We start from the raw sequence: 19,485 nt of genomic DNA, 5'->3' as shown, positions 1-19,485 counted from the left end.
TAAATCCCCTTCAAAGGTACTTGAAATTCAAGATTGTGTTTAAAAAAAATAGTTTCCGTTTGAGTGTGCTTTTCTTTCTGCTGTCCATGCAATTGCTGGCGCAAAGGGATTTTTTGCTGCTGTTTACGGTGGAGGGAGAGATTTCTAATAAAGGCAGTGCTGTTTTTCAGGATTCATTGGAGCGGGAGTTTTTCGTGCAGACATTCAGCGATGATCTTTATAATCGAGGATATTTTTCTTTTGAGTGGAGCAAAAAATACAGAGGAGATTCACTTGAGCTTAGTATCCATACTGGGGAGGCTTTTCAGTGGGTGGCTTTAGATGTCAGTCCTGTACAGCAGTTGTTTCCCTTGGTTTTAGGGAAGAAGGCAGATCCCGTTATCCAGGATAAATTTTCCTTGCAGGCGTTTCAAGAGCTCCGTTCCACGGTCCTTGCTGCGGCTGAAGATTCCGGCTTTCCTTTTGCAAGCGTGCAGTTGGATAGTTTAATGCGGAATGGGCGAGAGTTGAGCGCCCGCTTATGGATGGATTTGGGTCCTAAGATCACCTTTGACACGATCAAAGTTGTAGGCAATTCCAAAATGAAGCCAGCATACTTGCATCAGTTGTTGGATGTTAAGGTTGGGGAAAATTTTTCCCAAAAAAAGGTAAACCAAGCCATCGCTATCCTGCGCACCATACCTTATGCACGCTTGACAGGTGCACCAGAATTGAGTTTTCAAAACTCCGAAGCTACCTTATATCTCCCTTTGCAAGACCGGAATCTAAATTCATTGGATGGGATTATCGGTGTCCTGCCGAATGAATTGGAAGGAGGGAGATTGTTATTGACAGGGCAATTTGATCTAAAATTATTCAACATTGGTGGAAGGGGTAGAGATTTTGCGCTACAATGGCAGCGCTTTAATCAATTCTCCCAATTATTAGAACTGAGAGCGCAAAAATCTCATCTATTGGGCTCCAAGCTCAATTTAACCCTTGGGTTTTCCTTGCTGAAGGAGGACACCACTTTTCTCAATCGATCTTTTAACTTGGGGTTTTCTGTAAATCTCAATCCTGAAAGCCAACTTCGGTTTTTTGGGAATAGACAGGCGAGTGACCTGTTAGCAATTGGGGGCTTATCGGAATTGACAACTTTGCCGGAAGTGGGGGATTTTAGGTTTACTAATTATGGATTGGGGCATCGTTTTTTTAAAGTGGATGATCGCTTTGACCCGAGGAGAGGCTTGACCACGGATGTGTCATTTACGATCGGTAACAAGCAAATCATCCAAAATACGGCTATTCCCCAAGAGGTTTATGAAGGAATCGAGCTTAGGACCTTGCAGTATGAGCTGCAAGGACAGGTAAATCATTTTCTTCCCATTGGAAATAAAATCACCTTTTTTCAACGGCTTGCGTTCGGGACCGTAGAAAACCCCAATTTATTTTTGAATGATCTGTTCCGATTGGGAGGTTTGCAATCTTTTCGAGGCTTCAATGAAAACTTCTTTTTTGCCAATGATTACATCTATTTGAATTTGGAGCCAAGATTTTATTTTGATCGCTACTCATATTTTATGATTTTTGCCGATGTTGGTAGGTTCAGTAATCAAGTGCAGAACAGTCCTACAGATTTTCCATACGCAGCGGGTTTAGGCTTTCGTTTGGAAACTCAATCAGGATTTTTCAATTTTGTATATGCTTTAGGTGGGAGCAACACGCAGGATTTTGCATTCAATCAATCAAAGATTCATTTTGGATATACAGGTAGATTTTAAATAATGGGTAAGTTTTGGTTGATTATCAGTTTCATTTTTTTGGCAGGACTTGGCTTGTCTGCACAGACCTTGGAGAATTATTCGGGTACCTTCAAGCATCAAACCAATCGCTCTTGGAATTATAAAAGTGATGTCATCACCACAGATGTGGATGTGAGTAGTTTTCCAGCCAGTAAGCTTAAATTTCAAGTGCCTGCTCAAAGCACCGTTTTTCTTAATAATAAGATTTGGTTTTTTTCCCAACAAGACACAACCATTTTAGTACCCTTGAAGGACTTACATGAGCGCTTTGATTTTGGAAGTCAACAGACAGTTCCAATGGTGATTTATGGACATGGAATATCTAAAGATGATATATTTTTGGAGAAAGGTTACTTTGAGAATATTCCAAATCAGATGGGTTTTGTGGATTTGGAGGATTCAAACAAAAGAATTCGCTCCTCATTTAAAGATTTCTACTACTTGAGTATTTGCATATTGTTTATTCTATTTGGAATTGTCAAATCCGTTTTTCCAGTAGAATTGAATTATATGCTATCACCTTTAGGAGTGATTACCTTTGGAGACAATTTGGAGGGAAACCCCAAGTTTTTCTCTTTGGATGTGTTGTTCTTCCTTTTTTTGACAGGCCTTGCGATCGTGCAGTCTGTCATGTTTTTTATGTATTACTTTAATGATGAGCTCACTTATTTTTTCAACCCTGCAAACATGAATGATCTTTTTTTTAAATGGATTATTGGCTCATTAGCATTTGTTGGGCTATCGATACTGAAATACTTGTATCTGAATTTTATGACTTTCGTTTTCAATATAAAGAAGTTTGAAATCATTCACTTCTTTTATCTGCTCAGGATTATTTCGTTAATGGCTTTTGGTTTGATTTTATTTCAATTGCTCATACTTACAAATGATTTGATTGTGTTGAAGGATTGGGAGCTGGTCGCCAAGAATATTTTCTTTGGAGTTTACTTGATTGCAACTGTATTGCTTTTTATAGCCATGACAAATCAGGTGGATTTTAAATTTTATCATTTAATTGCTTACCTTTGCACCGCAGAATTATTACCATTTCTGATAATCACAAAGCATTTGATTTGGTAGTAATAACCGATTCATCAATCCACGAAAGTAAAGTAAACCATGACTAAGTCAACCAAAGACAGATTTAATCCGGTAAGAAGTATCTTGGTATCCCAGCCAAAACCAGTGGATGAAAAATCCCCTTATTTTCAGTTGGCTGAAAAGTATAAGTTGAAAATTGATTTTAGACCTTTTATTCAAGTAGAGCCTGTTCCTGTCAAAGAATTCAGGAAGCAGAAGATTGACATTTTAAAGCATACGGCGGTAATTTTCACCAGCAGAAATGCGATTGATCATTTTTTCACTATTTGTAAAGAGTTGAAAATAGAAATGCCTGCTGATATGAAATACTTTTGTATATCAGAGCAGACAGCGCATTACTTACAGAAGTACATTGTCATTAGAAAAAGAAAATTGTTTGTAGGTCAAAAGACTGCATCAGATTTGTTTGACTATTTCAAAAAGCATAAGTCAGAAAAATATTTATTCCCTTGTTCTGATATTCGCAAGGATGAAATCCCTGAATATCTTTCAAAAATGAATATAACATTTACTGAAGCGATTATTTATCATACGGTTGCATCTGATCTATCTGACTTAGCTAATATTAAGTATGATGTACTTGCTTTTTTTAGTCCATCCGGCATCAAATCTTTGAAACAGAATTTCCCGGACTTTGAGCAGGGCTTTACGAGAATAGCTGCATTTGGACCTACAACAGCAAAGGAAGTGCTTGACCAAGGGCTGATTTTGGACATTGAAGCACCGATGCCAAATGCTCCTAGCATGACGGGGGCCTTGGAGTTATATATTAAAAAGGCAAATAATTTGTGATCTTTTTAATCTTTTGTGGTCTTTTTCAGTTTAAATGTTTAGAATAGGAGATTGTTAGATGTTTTGAACTTGCATGGGACTACGAAAACCAACTATTGAAAAGCTCTTAGCATGCGTTTTTGTGCTAGCGGTTATTGTTGTACTACCCTCTAAGGCGCAACAAGACGCTCAGTTTTCTCAGTATATGTATAATGGTCTTTTTTTTAACCCTGCATTTGCAGGTAAGGAGTCAGGTTATAAGTTTTCAGCATTACATCGTTCTCAATGGTTAAATTATACAGGACTTAATGGGCCTGCACCACTTACTCAATTATTAACTGCAACAGGTCGGCTTGATAATTTTAATTTGGGGTATGGAGTTACATTTCTTAATGACAATATTGGGGCTACGAGCAATCAAGAAGTTAATTTCTCTATTGGTTATCATAAGCGGTTGCGTAGAGGTGTACTCTCTCTTGGTGTTTCCGGTGGGTTATTTTCAAGCACATTGAAATATGACCTGTTAGATTTCGTAGATCCAGAAATGATTTTTCCCACTTCCGGAGATGAAACACAAATGAATTTTAATTTTGGATTAGGGGCGATTTATGATAGGGGTAATTATTTTGTTGGGCTAAGTACCCGTCACATAAATGAGCCTGGCTTTGACTTTGGTGATGGTGCAATTAATAATCAGTTGCGGAATCATTCATATCTTAACTTTGGTTATCGCCTGAAGACTTTTGCTTTATGGACATTTGAGCCAAGTTTTTTGATAAAAACTGTTTCTTTTAATAATTTTTCATATGAATTTGGCGTTATAGCCACACAGAATAATAAAATAAGTGGAGGTATAACATTCAGAGGACAAGAATCGGTATCATTATTGCTAGGTTACAGTGTGTTAAATGATAATTCACTTAAAATTGGTTATGCATTTGATTTGGTTGTAAGTAATGTTCAAGCGAAAGCTCCAACGAGTCATGAATTTATGCTGACTTATAATCTTCAACCTTTGGTTAGAGAATATCAAAAGGCTATTCAAAGGACTCCTAGGTTTAGATTTTAAATTATATCAGGAATTTTGACCTTAAATTTGTTTAATTGTCTGAAATTCCTGTAAATTTCGATTTCGTAAAAGAATAATTTTCAGTAGTAATTAACGTAACTTAATATTTGTTACTTATGTATATGAAACGTAAATCACATGTAGTCCCTTTGTTGGTAGGTTTGGTAATTGTTTTCTTACTTCAGGGGTGTGGTCTTTTTGGAAAAAAAGGCACAGCAAGCGAAAAAGATAATAGAAGAGGTGAGGTAACTGGCGTTCCAAAAAGAGGTAACTGGCAACAAAATCTTCCAATGGATATGGTTGCAATAAAAGCAGGAACTTTTTGGATGGGTCAAGCAGATGAAGATATTGCTTTTACACAATCAGCTTTTAATAAACAAATTACGATTTCAGAATTTTATTTAGATAAATATGAAGTCTCAAATAATAAATATAGACAATTTATAGAGGCTGTTAGAGAAGGTAATTATGCTTATGGAACACCAACAACATTAAAGGATCCACCAACATTTAACTTAAATGAAGTGTTACCAGATACAACGGTTTGGTCAACTAGTTTTTCTTATCATTACGGAGACCCTTTAATGGAGTTTTATTTTGATCATCCAGCATTTGATAACTATCCTGTTGTTGGTGTAAGTTGGGAACAAGCACAAATGTATACAAGGTGGAGAACTTATCATCAAAATGCTAATGACAGATCTGATTTTGATTTCCCAAGTTTTAGGCTTCCATCTGAAGCGGAATGGGAGTATGCAGCTAAAGGAGGAAAAGAGGTTGCTAAATATCCATGGGGAGGGCCTTACTTAAAAAACAAAAGAGGTTGTTTAATGGCTAATTTTAAACCAGGTAGAGGTAACTATATAGATGATGGTTTTCCTTACACAGCACCAGTTGATGTTTTTGCTCCCAATGGATTTGGTTTGTACAATATGTCTGGTAATGTTGCAGAATGGGTACTAGATGCATACAATCCAGTAGCAAGCTCTTTAACTTGGGACTTAGATCCAGTTTACGATAATCTAAACGAATCTAGAAAAGTTGTAAGAGGAGGGTCTTGGAAGGATGTTGCACATTATTTGGAGACAAGTACCAGGACATATGAATATCAAGATGTAAAAACTGCCCATATTGGCTTCAGAACAGCTATGACTTTCTTAGGAAGATCTGGTTCTATGGATGTCAACAACAACAGAAGAAGAAGAAAATAACGAAAACAAACAAATACACATTTAAGCAGCAATGGCAAAGAATAATTCATTCAAGCACAAATTTTATGGTGATATCATGCCAAAAATCTATGGTATCGGTGCAGCAGTAGTAATTTTAGGAGCTATGTTCAAAATCTTAGATTGGCAAGGAGCTAATTGGATGATCGGTATAGGTCTTACTACAGAGGCTATCATATTTTTTCTTTCAGCTTTTGAACCCAAGCAAGAAGAAGTTGATTGGACGAAAGTATATCCTGAACTGGCGGGTGAAGAACCAACCCAAAGGAGAGCTAAAGTTACTGCTTCATCAAATGATGGACTCACCCAAAAATTTGATGAAATGTTGGCAAACGCTAAGATTGGGCCTGAATTATTTGATAGTTTAGGAAAGGGAATCCAAAATTTAGCAACCTCAGCCGAAAAAATGGGGAAAATTTCTGATGCTGCTGCTGCAACTAATGAATATGCTGAAAACGTAAAGAGTGCATCTAAAACATTAGTTGATATTAATGCTTCTTATGGAAAAACGGCTAGTGCATTAACAGAACTTTCTTCGGCATCTGCTGACGCAAAAGCTTATCATGCTCAAGTTGTAGAGGTTACTAAAAACCTGTCATCTTTGAACAATGTTTATGAAATGGAATTGTTAGATGCTCAAAGTCATTTAAAAACATTGAATAAATTCTATTCTAATGTTGCTTCTGCTATGGAGGGCTTATCTGAGGCTGGGAAAGAGACTGAAGCTTTCAAAAATGAGTTGGCTAAATTAAATCAAAATGTAAGTTCATTGAATAAAATTTATGGTGGAATGCTTACTGCCATGAAAGGTTAATCGATAGTTCAATCTACTTAAATATTTAGAGCAGGAAAAATGGCAGGAGCTAAAGAGACACCTAGACAACGGATGATTGGAATGATGTACTTGGTATTGACAGCCTTATTGGCTCTCCAAGTAAGCAATCAAATACTCCAAAAATTCGTATTATTAAATGATGGTCTTGAAAGAACATCTAAAAACTTTATTTCAAAAAATGAGTTTACAGTTTCTTCCATTGCAGCAACGGTAGAGCAACAAGGTAATAATGAAAAAGATTTACCAAAAGTTGCTGCTGCAAGAGAAGTTAGGACACTTACAGCAGAAGTTTTCTCTTACCTTGAAGAATTAAAGCAAGAGTTGATTGAGGTTTCAAACGCTAAGAATGAAAATGGGCAGTTTAAAAATTCTTCACTAAAAAATGTTGAGGTTCCTGGTAACATTTTCAATAATCAAGGGAAAGGCGAGGAAATGAAGGTACGTTTAAATAATTATCCTCAACAGATTAATAAAATTTTACAGGACTTGGGTATTGATGCTTCTTTTGGAGATATTGCCAAGGATGCAAAAGATATCGAGATCTTTAAAAACGATAGAGAGGTAAAAGATAAAAGCTTTGTCTTTTTGAATTTTGTAAAGTCACCAGTTGGAGCTGTGATGGCTTTAATTTCTCAATATCAAAATGAGGTTTTGAACATTGAATCAGAAGCATTATCCAATATTACTTCGGCTATTGGTACATTTTATTTTAAATCTGATGTTTTTGAAGCCAAAGTTGCTGCAAATTCAAATGTTGTGGCTGCGGGTACTAAGTTTGAAGGAACTATGTTTATCGCTTCATCTTCTTCCTCGGCTACACCAAAAATGACTGTTGGTGGAAGAGATGTTCCCGTTGTGAATGGTTTTGGTGAAATTAGTTTTACAGTTCCTCCAGCTAGCCAGTATGATGACCGTGGTTTAGCAAGACAAACTTTAAAAGGTGAGATTACAGTAAATATTGCTGGAAAAGATTCTACATTAAAAGTTGATTATGAATACTTTGTAGCGCAACCAATTATTAAAGTAACTTCTGATGTGGTTAATCAGTTGTATGCAGATTGTGCTAATGATTTGTCGATTGACGTTCCTGCTTTGGGTAATGCCTATGCACCTGATTTCACTGTAACTAATGGAACAGCAATTAAAGGTAGTAAACCAGGACAAGTAACGATTATTCCTGGTAATTCAGGTAAAGTTGTTATAGGTGTTAGTTCGGGAGGTAATAAAATTGGTAATGTTGATTATGAAATTAAACCAGTGCCTGCTCCCTCAATTAGGTTGTTTGATAGTAGAGGGGAAATTGACATGAGTGTTGCCTATCCTGCTCCAGGTCCTTCAACGCTATTGGTTAGAGCTGTTCCCGAGCCAACCTTTGCTAGGACTATGGCAAAAGACTCTAATTTTGAAGTTAGTGGAGGCGATGTTACGCTTCTTAGGAATGAAGTTCCTAGGGAAAAAGTTGCTATTAGTGGTGAGAACGTTGCTATTCGTAACCTTTTAGCTTCTGCTAGAAGCGGAGATGCCCTAGTTATTCGAGTTACAGAAGTTACTCGTACAAACTTCCGTGGTAATAAAATCAAATCAAATCAAAATGAGATAAGAATTATCAGAATTAAATAATCTGGTATCAATCAGTTTGATCTAAATTCTACTGTCATGAAGAATATAAGTAAAATTTTCACCTTCCTCTTACTCTTTGCACTTGGTTTTGAGGGTTTTAGTCAAGGAGCTACGAGTGTAAGACCTTCAGGATTTGGCGACAGAACCTTTCAAATGGATACAATCTTCTCTTCTAAGCCAATGAGAGAGGATGATAAGATGTATCAGGTGGGTGTGTGGAGAAGGATAGATCTTCGTGAAAAATACAATGTACCTCTTTACGGTTATGGAGATACTAAAAATAATGGGATCATCAACAACATTTATAAGGCTATAGTTGATGAGAATGCATTCGAAATCTTTTCGGATGAAAATTTTACTCGCCCTATGTCAATTTCTGAATTCCAAACAGAATTTTGGATTAATGCTCTTGGGGATTCTATATTTGTTAAGCAGTTATATTACTTGGATTTTAGAGAGGATTTTATTTTTGATAAACATCATTCTCAAGTCAAATTTGATATTAAGTACTTAGAACTTGTAATGCCGTCAGTTGCTAATGCCAATGCAGGTCAAAAAACTATTGGTTACATTCGATTTAAAGACTTCTATAATCATTTTAAAGATCATCCAGATGCTAAATGGTATAATTTTCAAAATACTTCTAAGAACCTCACTTACGATCAAGCATTTGATTTAAGATTATTCAAAGCTGTTGTTAGAAAGTTTACTAATTCAGAGGATGAGTTGTTGATTGATATGGTTCCTGGGTCAAATCCAAATGCAGAACTGCAAGCGTTCTTAAATGCTCTTGAGTTTGAATATAAACTCTTAGAGTATGAAAATGGGCTTTGGGAGTGGTAAAAAAATTATAAAAGCGGGTTAATCTCCCGCTTTTTTTGTTTGTATGGCTTCAAAAACCAAGGATGCCTTGCTCTTGCCTACTACTGCTTCAATTTCCTCCAAGCTCGCTGCTTCTAATTTTTTGGTTGATTTGAAGTGTTTCAAAAGCTTCTCTGCTATCGTTTTTCCTATGCCTGGAATATCTGTCAAAGAAGTGTTGAATGCTTTTTTGCTTCTTATATCTCTATGAAAAGTGATGGCAAATCTGTGAGCTTCATCCCTTATGCGCTGAAGGAGTCGGAGAGACTCTGACTTTTTATCAATATGTAAAGGATATTGATCTTCGGGAAAGTAGATTTCCTCTAACCGTTTGGCTATTCCTATGATGGGAATTTGTCCATAGATACCTAATGCTTTCAAAGCTTCCATAGCGGAAGATAGCTGCCCTTTACCACCGTCGATGACAATTAGCTTAGGTAGAGGAAGCCCTTCCTCTAATACCCGCTTGTAACGTCTTCCAACCACCTCTGTCATGGAAGCAAAGTCATTGGGTCCTTCTACAGTTTTGATATGGTAATGCCTATAGTCCTTTGTAGAGGGTTTGCCATTTTTGAAATAGACCATGGAGGCAACCGGATTGGTTCCTTGAATATTGGAGTTATCAAAGCATTCGATGTGGTCAGGAAGCTCTTTTAGGGACAAATCTGCTTGAAGTTGTTTTAAAACTCTGTTCTTTTTGTCCACCACTTCTCCGGAAGCCAAAAGCTTTTCTTTTTTGTAGAATTTTGTGTTTTTGAGAGATAGCTCTACTAATCGCTTTTTGTCTCCTATTTTAGGGGTATGGATGTTGAGTCCCTCATACGTTTCTTCCAATTCAATATTCGTAAGAATTTCTACAGAGTCTGAATTGAATTGATCCCGAAGACGTACGATTGCGATCAGCAAAAGGTCTGTTTCAGATTCATCCAATTTTTTCTTAAGCTCTACCGTTTTAGTGATGATGATGGAACCGTTTTTTACCTTGAGATAATTGACATAGGCTAGCTTTTCGTCAGACTCCAAAGTGAATACATCGCAATCTGCAATGGAAGGATTTACTACTAGGGACTTGGCTTGGTATTTTTCCAATAAATCCAACTTTTCTTTGAAATAGTGGGCACGCTCAAAGGCTAAATCTTCCGCAGCTTCTTGCATGCGCTTTCTGAAGAAGCCCTTGGCAAGTCCAAGGTTTCCCTTTAGGATATGCTTTGCATGCTCTAAGTCTTCTAGATAATCACTTTCTTTCTGCAAGCCCTCACAAGGGCCCAAGCAATTGCCAATATGGTATTCTAGGCAAACTTTGTATTTCTGTTCCACTATTTTATACGGGCTAAGGTCCAATTTGCAAGTTCGGATAGTGAACAAACTCCGTATCAGTTCCAATACATTGTTCATTGCTTTGACACTTGCAAATGGGCCATAGTAAGTTCCTCTATGTGGAATTAGTTTACGGGTAGGGAAAATCCTTGGGTAATTTTCTTTGGTCAGTAATAAGTAAGGGTAGGTTTTATCATCCTTGAGCAGGATGTTGTACTTTGGCTGACTTTTTTTAATCAGATTATTTTCAAGGAGAAGGGCATCAAACTCCGTATTGACAATGGTAATTTCGATGCGTTGGATTTCCCGCACCATGCGCTTGGTTTTATGATTGATGCCGGTGGCTTTGGAAAAATAAGATGCCACTCTTTTCTTAAGACTTTTTGCCTTTCCTACATAAATCAGTTCTTGATCCGCATTGTAATATTTATAGACACCTGGTAAGTCGGGCAATTGTAAGTAATCGGTAACTGCGTATGAGATTGCTTCCATAAGAAATGAAAAGTGGTCAGTTACTACAACTGGCCACTCTACTATTGGTTTTAGAAGTCAGATTTTTTAGGATCAAAATCAAAGTTGCTGAATTTATTGCTTTCCATTTCGTAGCGGTCGCAGTCGATTTCTATACTTAGCGGTCTTTCCGGTCTTCTGAACGGACCCTTGGTGTAACCCAAACTAGGGTCAGCATACACTTTAGCCATGTATTTTACCCAAATTGGTCTAGCAGTTTGACCACCTTGGCCGTTAGTCCAACTTCTGAAGTGGATGGCGCGGTCATCCCCACCTACCCAAGCACCAGAAACCAGATCCTTGCTTACCCCAATGTACCAACCATCGGAAGCATTTTGGGTGGTACCTGTTTTACCGCCCAATTCGTTACCCTCGTCGCGTAGAGTCCATGGTACTCCTTGAGAGGTTCCTCGTGATTCTTCAAACCCTCCTCTTAGCATGTACAACATGAGATAAGCATGTTCTTCACTCATTGCAGGACGTTTTTTTGGAGTAAATTGTTGGATTAAATTTCCATTTTTATCCTCTATTCGCTCTATGTAAAAAGGTGTGATGTGCTCTCCTTGGTTAACAAAAGTTCCAAAAGCTCCTACCATTTCATAAATAGATACATCAGATGTTCCTAGTGCCAATGCAGGGACTTCTTCTAGATCAGAAGTAATCCCTAGGCGATGAGCTGTTTCCACAATTATTTTTGGGCTTAATTTTTTCATCATAAACGCAGTAATTGAATTGATGGACTGTGCCATAGCTCTACGAATAGTCATGCTCTCGTAAGAAAACTTATTATCAGCATTTTTTGGGACCCATGACGGTTGACCTGGTATATTGATTTCAACCGGCTGATCAATCACACGATAGCAAGGACTGTATCCATTTTCAATGGCTGCTGCATATACAAATGCTTTAAAGGTCGATCCTGGTTGTCTTTTTCCTTGCTTAACATGGTCAAATTTAAAGTATTTATGATCTAGCCCTCCAACCCAAGCCTTGACATGTCCGGTTTCTGCTGCCAAGGATACAAAGCCAGTTCTTAAAAATTTTTTGTAATAACGCAGTGAATCCATCGTGCTAAATAACGTATCAATCTCTCCCCGTTCCCACGAGAAGACTCGCATACGTTTTTTCTCATTTAATTTGATTTCAATAGAATCACTATTTGCACCATATCGTTTTACTAGATTTCTATATACATCCGTTCGCTTAATTGCATTTTCTATAAAATTGGGTATAACTTGCCCGTTATTATCTATCCAAGGATCTCTATTACCCATTTCACGCTCAAACTTCTTCTGCAATTCCCGCATGTGTTCATCCACTGCTTCTTCGGCATATCGCTGCATCCGACTATCAATGGTAGCATAAATTTTGAGTCCATCTCCAAAAATATCATATGGTGTTCCATCAGGTTTTAACGTTTCTTTTGCCCAACGTAAGAGATCTGCCTTGATTACTTCTCTAAGATGTGTTGCTAAACCTTGATTTTGGTTGGAAACCCGATAGTCCAACTCAATTGGCATTTTTATTAAAGAATCACGTTCAATTTTATTAATATATCCATACCTTTCCATTTGAAATAGAACCGTATTTCTTCTTCTCAGAGAGTTTTCAGGGTTGAATACCGGGCTGTAATATGTTGGAGCCTTGAAAAGTCCAACTAATACTGCTGACTCTTGGATTTCTAATTCATGTGGTTCTTTGTTGAAGAAGGTTTTAGCAGCAGTTTTTATTCCATAAGCATTACTTCCAAACTCTGAGGTATTAAGGTAAAGTGTCAATATCTCATCTTTGGTATAGGATCTTTCTAATTTAGCGGCAACAATCCATTCTTTAGTTTTGATTATAAGCATTTTCAATCCAGGGACTTTACTTAAGGTGCCTTGAGATTCCAGATTTCTAGTTTTAAACAGGTTTTTTGCAGTTTGCTGAGATAGCGTGCTTCCCCCTCCCGCACCCTGTCGTAAAATCAGGGATTTGAAAAATACCCTTCCCATACTTTTGAAATCAATACCGGAATGACTTTCAAATCGAACATCTTCTGTTGCAATCAAGGCATTAACCAAATTAGGGGCAAGTTCATTGTAGGTGACAGGACTCCGATTTTCTCTGAAGTAATTTCCTAACAATACCCCATCCGCAGAATAGAGCTCAGAGGCTAATTCTGATTGAGGGTTTTCTAAGGCCTTAAAATCTGGTAAAGGGCCAAATAAACCCAAGAAGTTACTGCTAACTGCCCAAATAAATAAGATGAATCCTACCACTCCTATGACAAAAGACGCCCATAGAAGTTTTATGATTTTTTGTGTCATGTATAAAGTACTAATCTTTTATCAATAATTTTTCCGGAAGAATCGACGGTACTCATCTAAATCTTTCCGTTTGTTCAGCTCTTGGAAGTTTCCAATGGAAATCACAAAACTGGACTCCTTATCATCAGGTCCTAAAGAACTGGACTCAAAGGTTTCTAAGAACTTTTCTCGGTATGCCAATGCTCGTTCCGCATTGTTGAACGGACTGACGATGAATATGACTTGCTCACGGGTCATATTCATGTTACCTGTACGCAATCGTGCATTGCTAAACTGTGAAGAATGGAAATTTTCTAGATCTCCTAATAGCGCTTTTGTTTCTCTTGCTCGCTCTTGACTCAATGCGAGCACAAATATATGTGTTTGACTGGCACTTTCTTTATACGGGCTTTCATCTTCCTCCAAATCCTCTGCATCTGCCAGATTATCGGTGTCTCCATCTTCCTCCTCTTCTGTAGTTTCTTCATTGTTTTCAGCGATAAACTCTTCTTCATCACCTTTGACAACTCTTAGCATATTTCTTGCCAGTTCTTTCAACTCTGGATTTTCTGTTTGAAGGGTGTAGATTTCCAAGCGATATTTGTAGAAGTCCATGCTGTCAATTTTGCCGGAAATCATGATGTCTAACAAAAGTAAACGATCTGTATTTTTGGTTAAGGGGAATAGTTCCATAGTCCTACGAATGACTCCTCGGGCTTCCTCATATTGCTTGTTTTCATATAACTCATAAGCAGTACGGTACATTTTGGAAGATTCCACTAAGGCTGCTCCTCCTGTCAATGCATCTGGATTGTTTACAGCATATGTATATGGGGAATAAGGAAATTCTCGGTTGAGACGCTCTCTATATAGCGTTGTGTTTTCCCCTAGTTCCCTGTTAGCCAAGAATAAAATGTAATACGCTTCGGCCTTCTTGATGGTATTAGGAAAGACCGTTATCAGTATTTCTAAGTTTTCCTTGCTCAACTCATACTCCCGAAAATCAAAGAATAGTAATTTTCCCAATTCAAAGTATGCTAATTCCAGACCTGTCCTTATAGTTTCAAGTTGGGATTCATCCCTTGGAATTTGTGCCAAAAGGGAAGCTTTGTCTGGAATCTGGGAAAGAATATCATTGGATTCTTCTTCATCTTTTTCTTCTTTAGATTCTTCTAATTCAGTTACTGTTGCCTCTTCTGATACTGGATCCCTTCGGATAGTTGATTGGAAGCTTTGTACACTTCTTCTCCAGTTATCATCTAAATTTCTATTTCCCCATACCCGTACAAATTCTATCGCTCCCTGCTGTACAGCTAGGGTATTTTCAAAATAGAAACTTCGGCCACTACTCGATCCACGTCCACTAAAAGCTAATAAGTTGTCAAAGATTCCTGTGCTCTTAGGCCTAGCTTTTTCTTCTGCTTCCCTTAGTAACCGCTGTTCTTCTTTGGCTATGAACTCATCCGCTAAGCGTTCTTGGGCTTCCGGAGAAAGCTGTGCAACCCGCAATAGACTGTCATTTCGTAGGATTGTTTCGTAGTGAAGCACATAGTTATCTAAGCGTATTTTTTCCCGTTCGATTTGTCTGTAAGAAGCATCTACAGGACGAAAGTTAGCCATGGCACTATCCAAGTAATACTTGGTCGCTCGAAAATCCCGGTCAATATCAAAACTTATTTCTGCCAATTTTTGATAGATATAGCCTTTTTGTACAGGATTTTTCCCTTCTTCTTTGGCTGCTTTTATCAATAATTCTTTTGCTGTCTCAACCTCATTCTGTCGGAGTTCAAAAATGGCTTTTTCATACAAAATCACATCCTTTAGCTCTCTGTTTTTGCTATCATTATACAAATCGTCGAAGTAGGCACGTACTCGTTGCAGATCTTTGCTTTTATTAAGTTCAGCCACTTGCTGCATGTACAACTGCGCAAAGAAACTCCGCTCATAGGGGGGGTTGCCTTTTTGAGCTTGTTGATAATAGGAGTAAGCTAAAGCATCTAAGTCTTCCCGTTGGTAAAGCTGGGCAAGGATAAAGTTGATGCGGGAACGTTCATGTCTATCTTTGCAGTAATCCAAAGCTTTATCAAGAGCCCCAATCTTACCATTGACATCCTCCCGCTTGTCGTAATAATAGGCTAATGTTTTGTAAAGCAGGAATCGGTTTTCCCGGTTGATGCCTGATTCTTTGGATAAGTAGTCAATGACATAGGCTGCATCATCAAAGCTGCCCAAGTCTATAAACTGCCTCATCAATTGAATAAGTGAGCGGTGACGGATATGTTGTTTTTTACTGTTGACGTTTAAGTATCGGAAGGTATTGGAAGCATCGTCAAATTTGGCCTCGTAGTAATCAGCCATTCCGAGAAGGAGGTAGTTATCATCTACCCATTTGGAAATACGATGCCAATCAATCGCTCTAGAGGAAAAATAGCGCACATCCTTAAGCAATTCCTTGTTAGAATCAATTTGGGCACTATCGATTGGATAAAAAATAGGCAAAACCTGACTAAAATCTTCATTATGAGCTTGTGCAATTTCCTCCTCGAGTTCGTTGATTAGTAACTTAGAATAAAACATTGCATTATACCGAGAAGTGGTATTATGATAGGTTCTATTAATAAATGTATCCTTAGTCGAAGAACAGGCGGATGCAAAAAGCAGAACAAATACAAGTACGCGTATGTGAATATAGTCCATTTTGAGCTTTGACGCAGCAAGCTTCCAAATTACTGCTTTTGATCTAATTTATTTAACGCTCTAGCTAAATATAATATTTTCAATCCAAAAAAATAACCAAATTTGAGCATGAAGCGATTCGATCTCAAAAAAATCACCCAACTCAAGTACCTTTTTGTCATTCGGAAAGAGCAGGATTTCTCTGTACTCTCTTCATTCAGCTTGTCGGCGCTCCGTATTCTAGTACTCAGCGCCTTTGTCTTTTTGGTAATTTTTGGACTCGCAGTTCTCAGTACCAAGACAATCTTCAAGCGCTGGTTTGATGCTTCTTCTGCACAAATGGCCAATACTGAAAGAATTCTTGCATTATCCGATCAAGTAGACTCTTTGTTGATAGAGGTGCGCAAAAAGGAACAGTTTATCGATAACATTCAACTCATCATCAAAGGAGAACCACTGGAAGTGGGAGAAGAGATTCCTACCTCAGTGCCTCAAGCAAATCGAACAGATGGAATCGTCAATCAGCAGTGGAGTGAAGGGACAAAGAAAATCATGCAGGAATTTCAATCCCCAAGCGCTGAACCTGTACTGGCCAACCGGAATTCAGCAGCCTCATCTGATGCGGGAGCTGTTTTTTTCTTCACACCTATCAAAGGATTCGTTTCAGCTCGCTTTGATCCTGTCAATGACCACTTTGGAGTCGATGTCATTGCTAAGGGAAATGAACCTGTACTTGCTATTGCCGACGGAACAGTTATCCTGAGTACATGGACAATCAATACCGGTCATGTGATCGGAATTCAGCATAGAGGAGAATTTCTTTCATTTTATAAACACAATTCGGTACTTTTGAAGGATGTCGGAGATGTCGTACGTGGTGGAGATATCGTTTCCATCGTAGGCAATACCGGCGACCTGAGCACAGGTTCACACTTGCACTTTGAGCTGTGGCACAAAGGATCAGCACTCAATCCTCAAGAATTTATAACCTTCGATTAAGTATGTTTGGAAAGTCAGAAGAAAAATCAATCAAAGAAATTGTCAGCAGCAGTAATGTGATCTCTAAAGAGACAAAGATTACCGGTGACATTGTAGCGCAAGGAAATATCCGTATCGAAGGCACGATCGAAGGCACTGTTGCCTCCAAAAGTAAAATTGTGATTGGGGACTCTGCCTTCATCAAAGGTGATTTGAATTCAGCTGAGGCGGAAATAGCCGGTAAAGTAGCCGGTTCGGTTAGCTGCTTGGATTTGTTGTATCTCAAAAGTTCTGCTGTGATTGAAGGCGACATCATTACTGCCAAATTGGTGGTGGAAAATGGGGCAGTATTCAATGGTAAGTGTCAAATGAAAAGTGGGGCTATGAAAGTTTCCAAGCAACATGAAGCCAAACTCCAAGAATCAGCAGCGGGATAATTTCAATAAAATCCTCAAATACTCGGGGTTGTCTTTTCAGATTTTTGCTGTAATTGGTGTCGGAACTTGGTTCGGATGGTTTTTAGACCAAAAAACGCAGATGGCTTTTCCTTTGTGGTTGTTGGTATTTGTATTCCTATCTACTATTGCGGCATTTTATCATTTATTCGTCTCTATCAAAAATGATGATAGTGAAGATAATCCGTAGAAAAAGGCCTACCTTTGCGGCATAATTTGAAATTATGCAATCTATTAAAGTTCTTACCGTTCGCTTATTGATTTATTCATTGATCATTGGTGGACTGGTTTACCTTCTACAGGAATATATCAAGCCAACCTGGGTGCACGAAACTGTTTGGACTACCATTTCATTCTTTTTGATTTTGACATGGTTGACGAGTGCTTTTAGTCATTATTTGATCGGCATCAATCAGGAAAATTCTGTCAACATTATGCTCGGTGCTTTGGGTATCCGATTTTTGGGAAGCCTTGGTTACATTGGAATAATGCTATTTTTGGGGGTTGAAAATATAATTTTGTTTGTCGCCAATTTCTTTGTGATTTATTTGTTTTACTTATTATTTGATATGTACGGGTTAATAACTAATTTGCGCCCGATTTCAAGGTAGTTCCAAAAAAAATCTATTAATGTTACGCAGGTTCCTTTGTTTAAGCGTTTTATTATCAGCTATTTGGCTGATGAATCCAGTTACCGCGATGGCCGGAGGTGATGATAGTGATAAGACAGGCTTTATCATGCATCACATCAAAGATTCATATGAATGGCATTTCGCAACATTTGGAGACACACATTTAACACTTCCTTTGCCTGTAATCATCTATTCTTCTGATAAAGGATTGCAATTTTTTTCTTCTTCTAATTTCCAAGATCCAGTTACACATAAATTTGGTGAGGCTTTTGCTCATGAAGGATATTTTATTGACGAGCATGAACACTTATTTAGTGTAGATGGCAGTTCCTTTGTTGACCTTTCCATCACCAAAAACGTAGCGATGATGTTTTTGGTTTTGATTGTAATGATATCTTTTGTACTATCTGCTGCATCTAACTACAAAAAGAATGGAGTTGCTGCTCCAAAAGGTGCCGCTGCACTATTAGAACCAATTGTAGTCTTTGTAAGAGACGAGATTGCCTACAAAGCGATTGGACCTAAGTACAAAAAGTTTTTACCCTACTTATTAACCTTATTCTTTTTTATCTGGATAGGTAACTTGATGGGCTTGATGCCGGGTGCTGCTAACCTTACCGGAAATATTGCGGTCACTATGACCCTTGCTGTATTGACATTTATTGTAGTAAATACCAATGGAAATAAAGACTACTGGAAGCACGTATTCATGACTCCGGGAGTTCCTGTTCCATTGTTGTTGGTAATTGTTCCTGTAGAAATCATTGGATTATTCACAAAGCCTTTTGCTTTGATGGTCCGTTTGTTTGTGGCGATTACTGCAGGTCACATTGTGATCTTGGCCTTCATTGCACTTGTATTCATTTTTGAATCTTATGCAATTGGGGTAGTTAGTACCTTGATGGTAACCTTCCTAAATGTCATCGAATTGTTGGTTGCTACCATTCAGGCGTATGTGTTCACGCTATTCTCTGCGATGTACATCGGTGGAGCCGTTGCAGAACATGCACATGATGACCATCATTAATTAGAAATTTCTTTGTTCAATTTATAAATCACAAACACGTATGTTAACTTCAATCTTGTTGTCTGCTGGATTAGCACTAATGGGTGCTGGAATCGGTGCTGGAATCGTTGCAATTGGTGCAGGTCTTGGTATCGGTAGAATCGGTGGTCAGGCTATGGAATCTATTGCTCGTCAGCCTGAGGCTGCTGGTAAAGTTCAGACTGCCATGCTAATCATCGCGGCTCTTATTGAGGTGGTATCCCTGTTCGCAGTAGTAGTGTGTCTACTTATTGCATTGAACGCAGGTGGTCTTACCTTCTAAGAACAAAAGAAAAGGGGTCAGCGCTAGGCTGATC

General features: G+C 38.1%; 17 protein-coding genes. 14 read left to right on the top strand and 3 right to left on the bottom strand.

What is annotated here, in order from left to right; genetic code table 11:
- Positions 1-20: 20 nt before the first annotated feature.
- The 8 genes from IE080_RS04810 (at position 21) to porN (ending at position 9,249) form a co-directional block, all read left to right on the top strand.
- Entirely contained in the window at positions 21-1,760 is a 1,740-nt protein-coding gene (locus IE080_RS04810) for a BamA/TamA family outer membrane protein (RefSeq protein WP_229800503.1), read from the top strand.
- 3 nt (positions 1,761-1,763) lie between these two features.
- Positions 1,764-2,861, top strand: a complete 1,098-nt coding sequence (locus IE080_RS04805; RefSeq protein ID WP_189579310.1) for a DUF4271 domain-containing protein — start codon at positions 1,764-1,766, stop codon at positions 2,859-2,861.
- A gap of 39 nt (positions 2,862-2,900) precedes the next feature.
- Positions 2,901-3,674 (top strand): uroporphyrinogen-III synthase, encoded by a 774-nt coding sequence (locus IE080_RS04800; RefSeq protein ID WP_189579309.1) that lies wholly within the window; start codon positions 2,901-2,903, stop codon positions 3,672-3,674.
- A 73-nt stretch (positions 3,675-3,747) separates the two neighbouring features.
- A complete protein-coding gene (locus tag IE080_RS04795) occupies positions 3,748-4,722 on the top strand; it encodes a PorP/SprF family type IX secretion system membrane protein (protein WP_189579308.1) in 975 nt (324 codons plus the stop codon).
- A gap of 116 nt (positions 4,723-4,838) precedes the next feature.
- The gene (gene porK / locus IE080_RS04790) at positions 4,839-5,933 is read left to right on the top strand and encodes a T9SS ring complex lipoprotein PorK/GldK (protein WP_189579307.1); all 1,095 of its coding nucleotides are present in this window, start codon (positions 4,839-4,841) and stop codon (positions 5,931-5,933) included.
- 31 nt (positions 5,934-5,964) lie between these two features.
- Positions 5,965-6,765, top strand: a complete 801-nt coding sequence (porL, locus tag IE080_RS04785) for a type IX secretion system motor protein PorL/GldL (RefSeq protein ID WP_189579306.1) — start codon at positions 5,965-5,967, stop codon at positions 6,763-6,765.
- Between the two features lie 39 nt (positions 6,766-6,804).
- Complete coding sequence (gene porM / locus IE080_RS04780; protein WP_189579305.1) at positions 6,805-8,406, top strand: type IX secretion system motor protein PorM/GldM; 1,602 nt, start codon at positions 6,805-6,807, stop codon at positions 8,404-8,406.
- Between the two features lie 36 nt (positions 8,407-8,442).
- Positions 8,443-9,249 carry a type IX secretion system ring subunit PorN/GldN gene (gene porN / locus IE080_RS04775; RefSeq protein ID WP_189579304.1) on the top strand — a complete coding sequence of 269 codons (807 nt, stop codon included), beginning with the start codon at positions 8,443-8,445 and terminating at the stop codon, positions 9,247-9,249.
- An 18-nt stretch (positions 9,250-9,267) separates the two neighbouring features.
- Here the strand turns inward: porN and uvrC are convergent, their stop codons facing one another.
- From uvrC to porW, 3 genes are read right to left on the bottom strand one after another with little or no spacing between them, the layout of a single operon-like run.
- Complete coding sequence (gene uvrC / locus IE080_RS04770; RefSeq protein WP_189579303.1) at positions 9,268-11,076, bottom strand: excinuclease ABC subunit UvrC; 1,809 nt, start codon at positions 11,074-11,076, stop codon at positions 9,268-9,270.
- A gap of 50 nt (positions 11,077-11,126) precedes the next feature.
- Positions 11,127-13,403 carry a penicillin-binding protein 1A gene (locus IE080_RS04765; RefSeq protein ID WP_189579302.1) on the bottom strand — a complete coding sequence of 759 codons (2,277 nt, stop codon included), beginning with the start codon at positions 13,401-13,403 and terminating at the stop codon, positions 11,127-11,129.
- Between the two features lie 21 nt (positions 13,404-13,424).
- Complete coding sequence (gene porW, locus IE080_RS04760; RefSeq protein WP_189579301.1) at positions 13,425-16,079, bottom strand: type IX secretion system periplasmic lipoprotein PorW/SprE; 2,655 nt, start codon at positions 16,077-16,079, stop codon at positions 13,425-13,427.
- A 108-nt stretch (positions 16,080-16,187) separates the two neighbouring features.
- Here porW and IE080_RS04755 point away from each other — a divergent pair, with 108 nt between their 5' ends.
- From IE080_RS04755 to atpE, 6 genes are read left to right on the top strand one after another with little or no spacing between them, the layout of a single operon-like run.
- The gene (locus IE080_RS04755) at positions 16,188-17,057 is read left to right on the top strand and encodes a M23 family metallopeptidase (RefSeq protein ID WP_189579300.1); all 870 of its coding nucleotides are present in this window, start codon (positions 16,188-16,190) and stop codon (positions 17,055-17,057) included.
- A 2-nt stretch (positions 17,058-17,059) separates the two neighbouring features.
- Positions 17,060-17,473, top strand: coding sequence for a bactofilin family protein (locus tag IE080_RS04750; RefSeq protein ID WP_189579299.1), 414 nt, complete (start codon positions 17,060-17,062; stop codon positions 17,471-17,473).
- On the top strand, positions 17,439-17,681 hold the full coding sequence (locus tag IE080_RS04745) for an AtpZ/AtpI family protein (RefSeq protein ID WP_189579298.1): 243 nt from the start codon (positions 17,439-17,441) through the stop codon (positions 17,679-17,681). The genes IE080_RS04750 and IE080_RS04745 overlap by 35 nt, the downstream gene beginning before the upstream one ends.
- Positions 17,682-17,715: 34 nt before the next feature.
- A complete protein-coding gene (locus IE080_RS04740; RefSeq protein WP_189579297.1) occupies positions 17,716-18,102 on the top strand; it encodes a hypothetical protein in 387 nt (128 codons plus the stop codon).
- A 19-nt stretch (positions 18,103-18,121) separates the two neighbouring features.
- Complete coding sequence (gene atpB / locus IE080_RS04735; protein WP_189579296.1) at positions 18,122-19,150, top strand: F0F1 ATP synthase subunit A; 1,029 nt, start codon at positions 18,122-18,124, stop codon at positions 19,148-19,150.
- 40 nt (positions 19,151-19,190) lie between these two features.
- The gene (gene atpE / locus IE080_RS04730; RefSeq protein WP_026955099.1) at positions 19,191-19,451 is read left to right on the top strand and encodes an ATP synthase F0 subunit C; all 261 of its coding nucleotides are present in this window, start codon (positions 19,191-19,193) and stop codon (positions 19,449-19,451) included.
- Positions 19,452-19,485 lie beyond the last annotated feature (34 nt).

The sequence above is a fragment of the Mongoliitalea lutea genome (assembly GCF_014652135.1).
Classification (GTDB): Bacteria; Bacteroidota; Bacteroidia; order Cytophagales; family Cyclobacteriaceae; genus Mongoliitalea; species Mongoliitalea lutea.
Note: the sequence above shows the minus strand (reverse complement) of the source record. Positions and strands in the feature narration are given on the sequence as shown.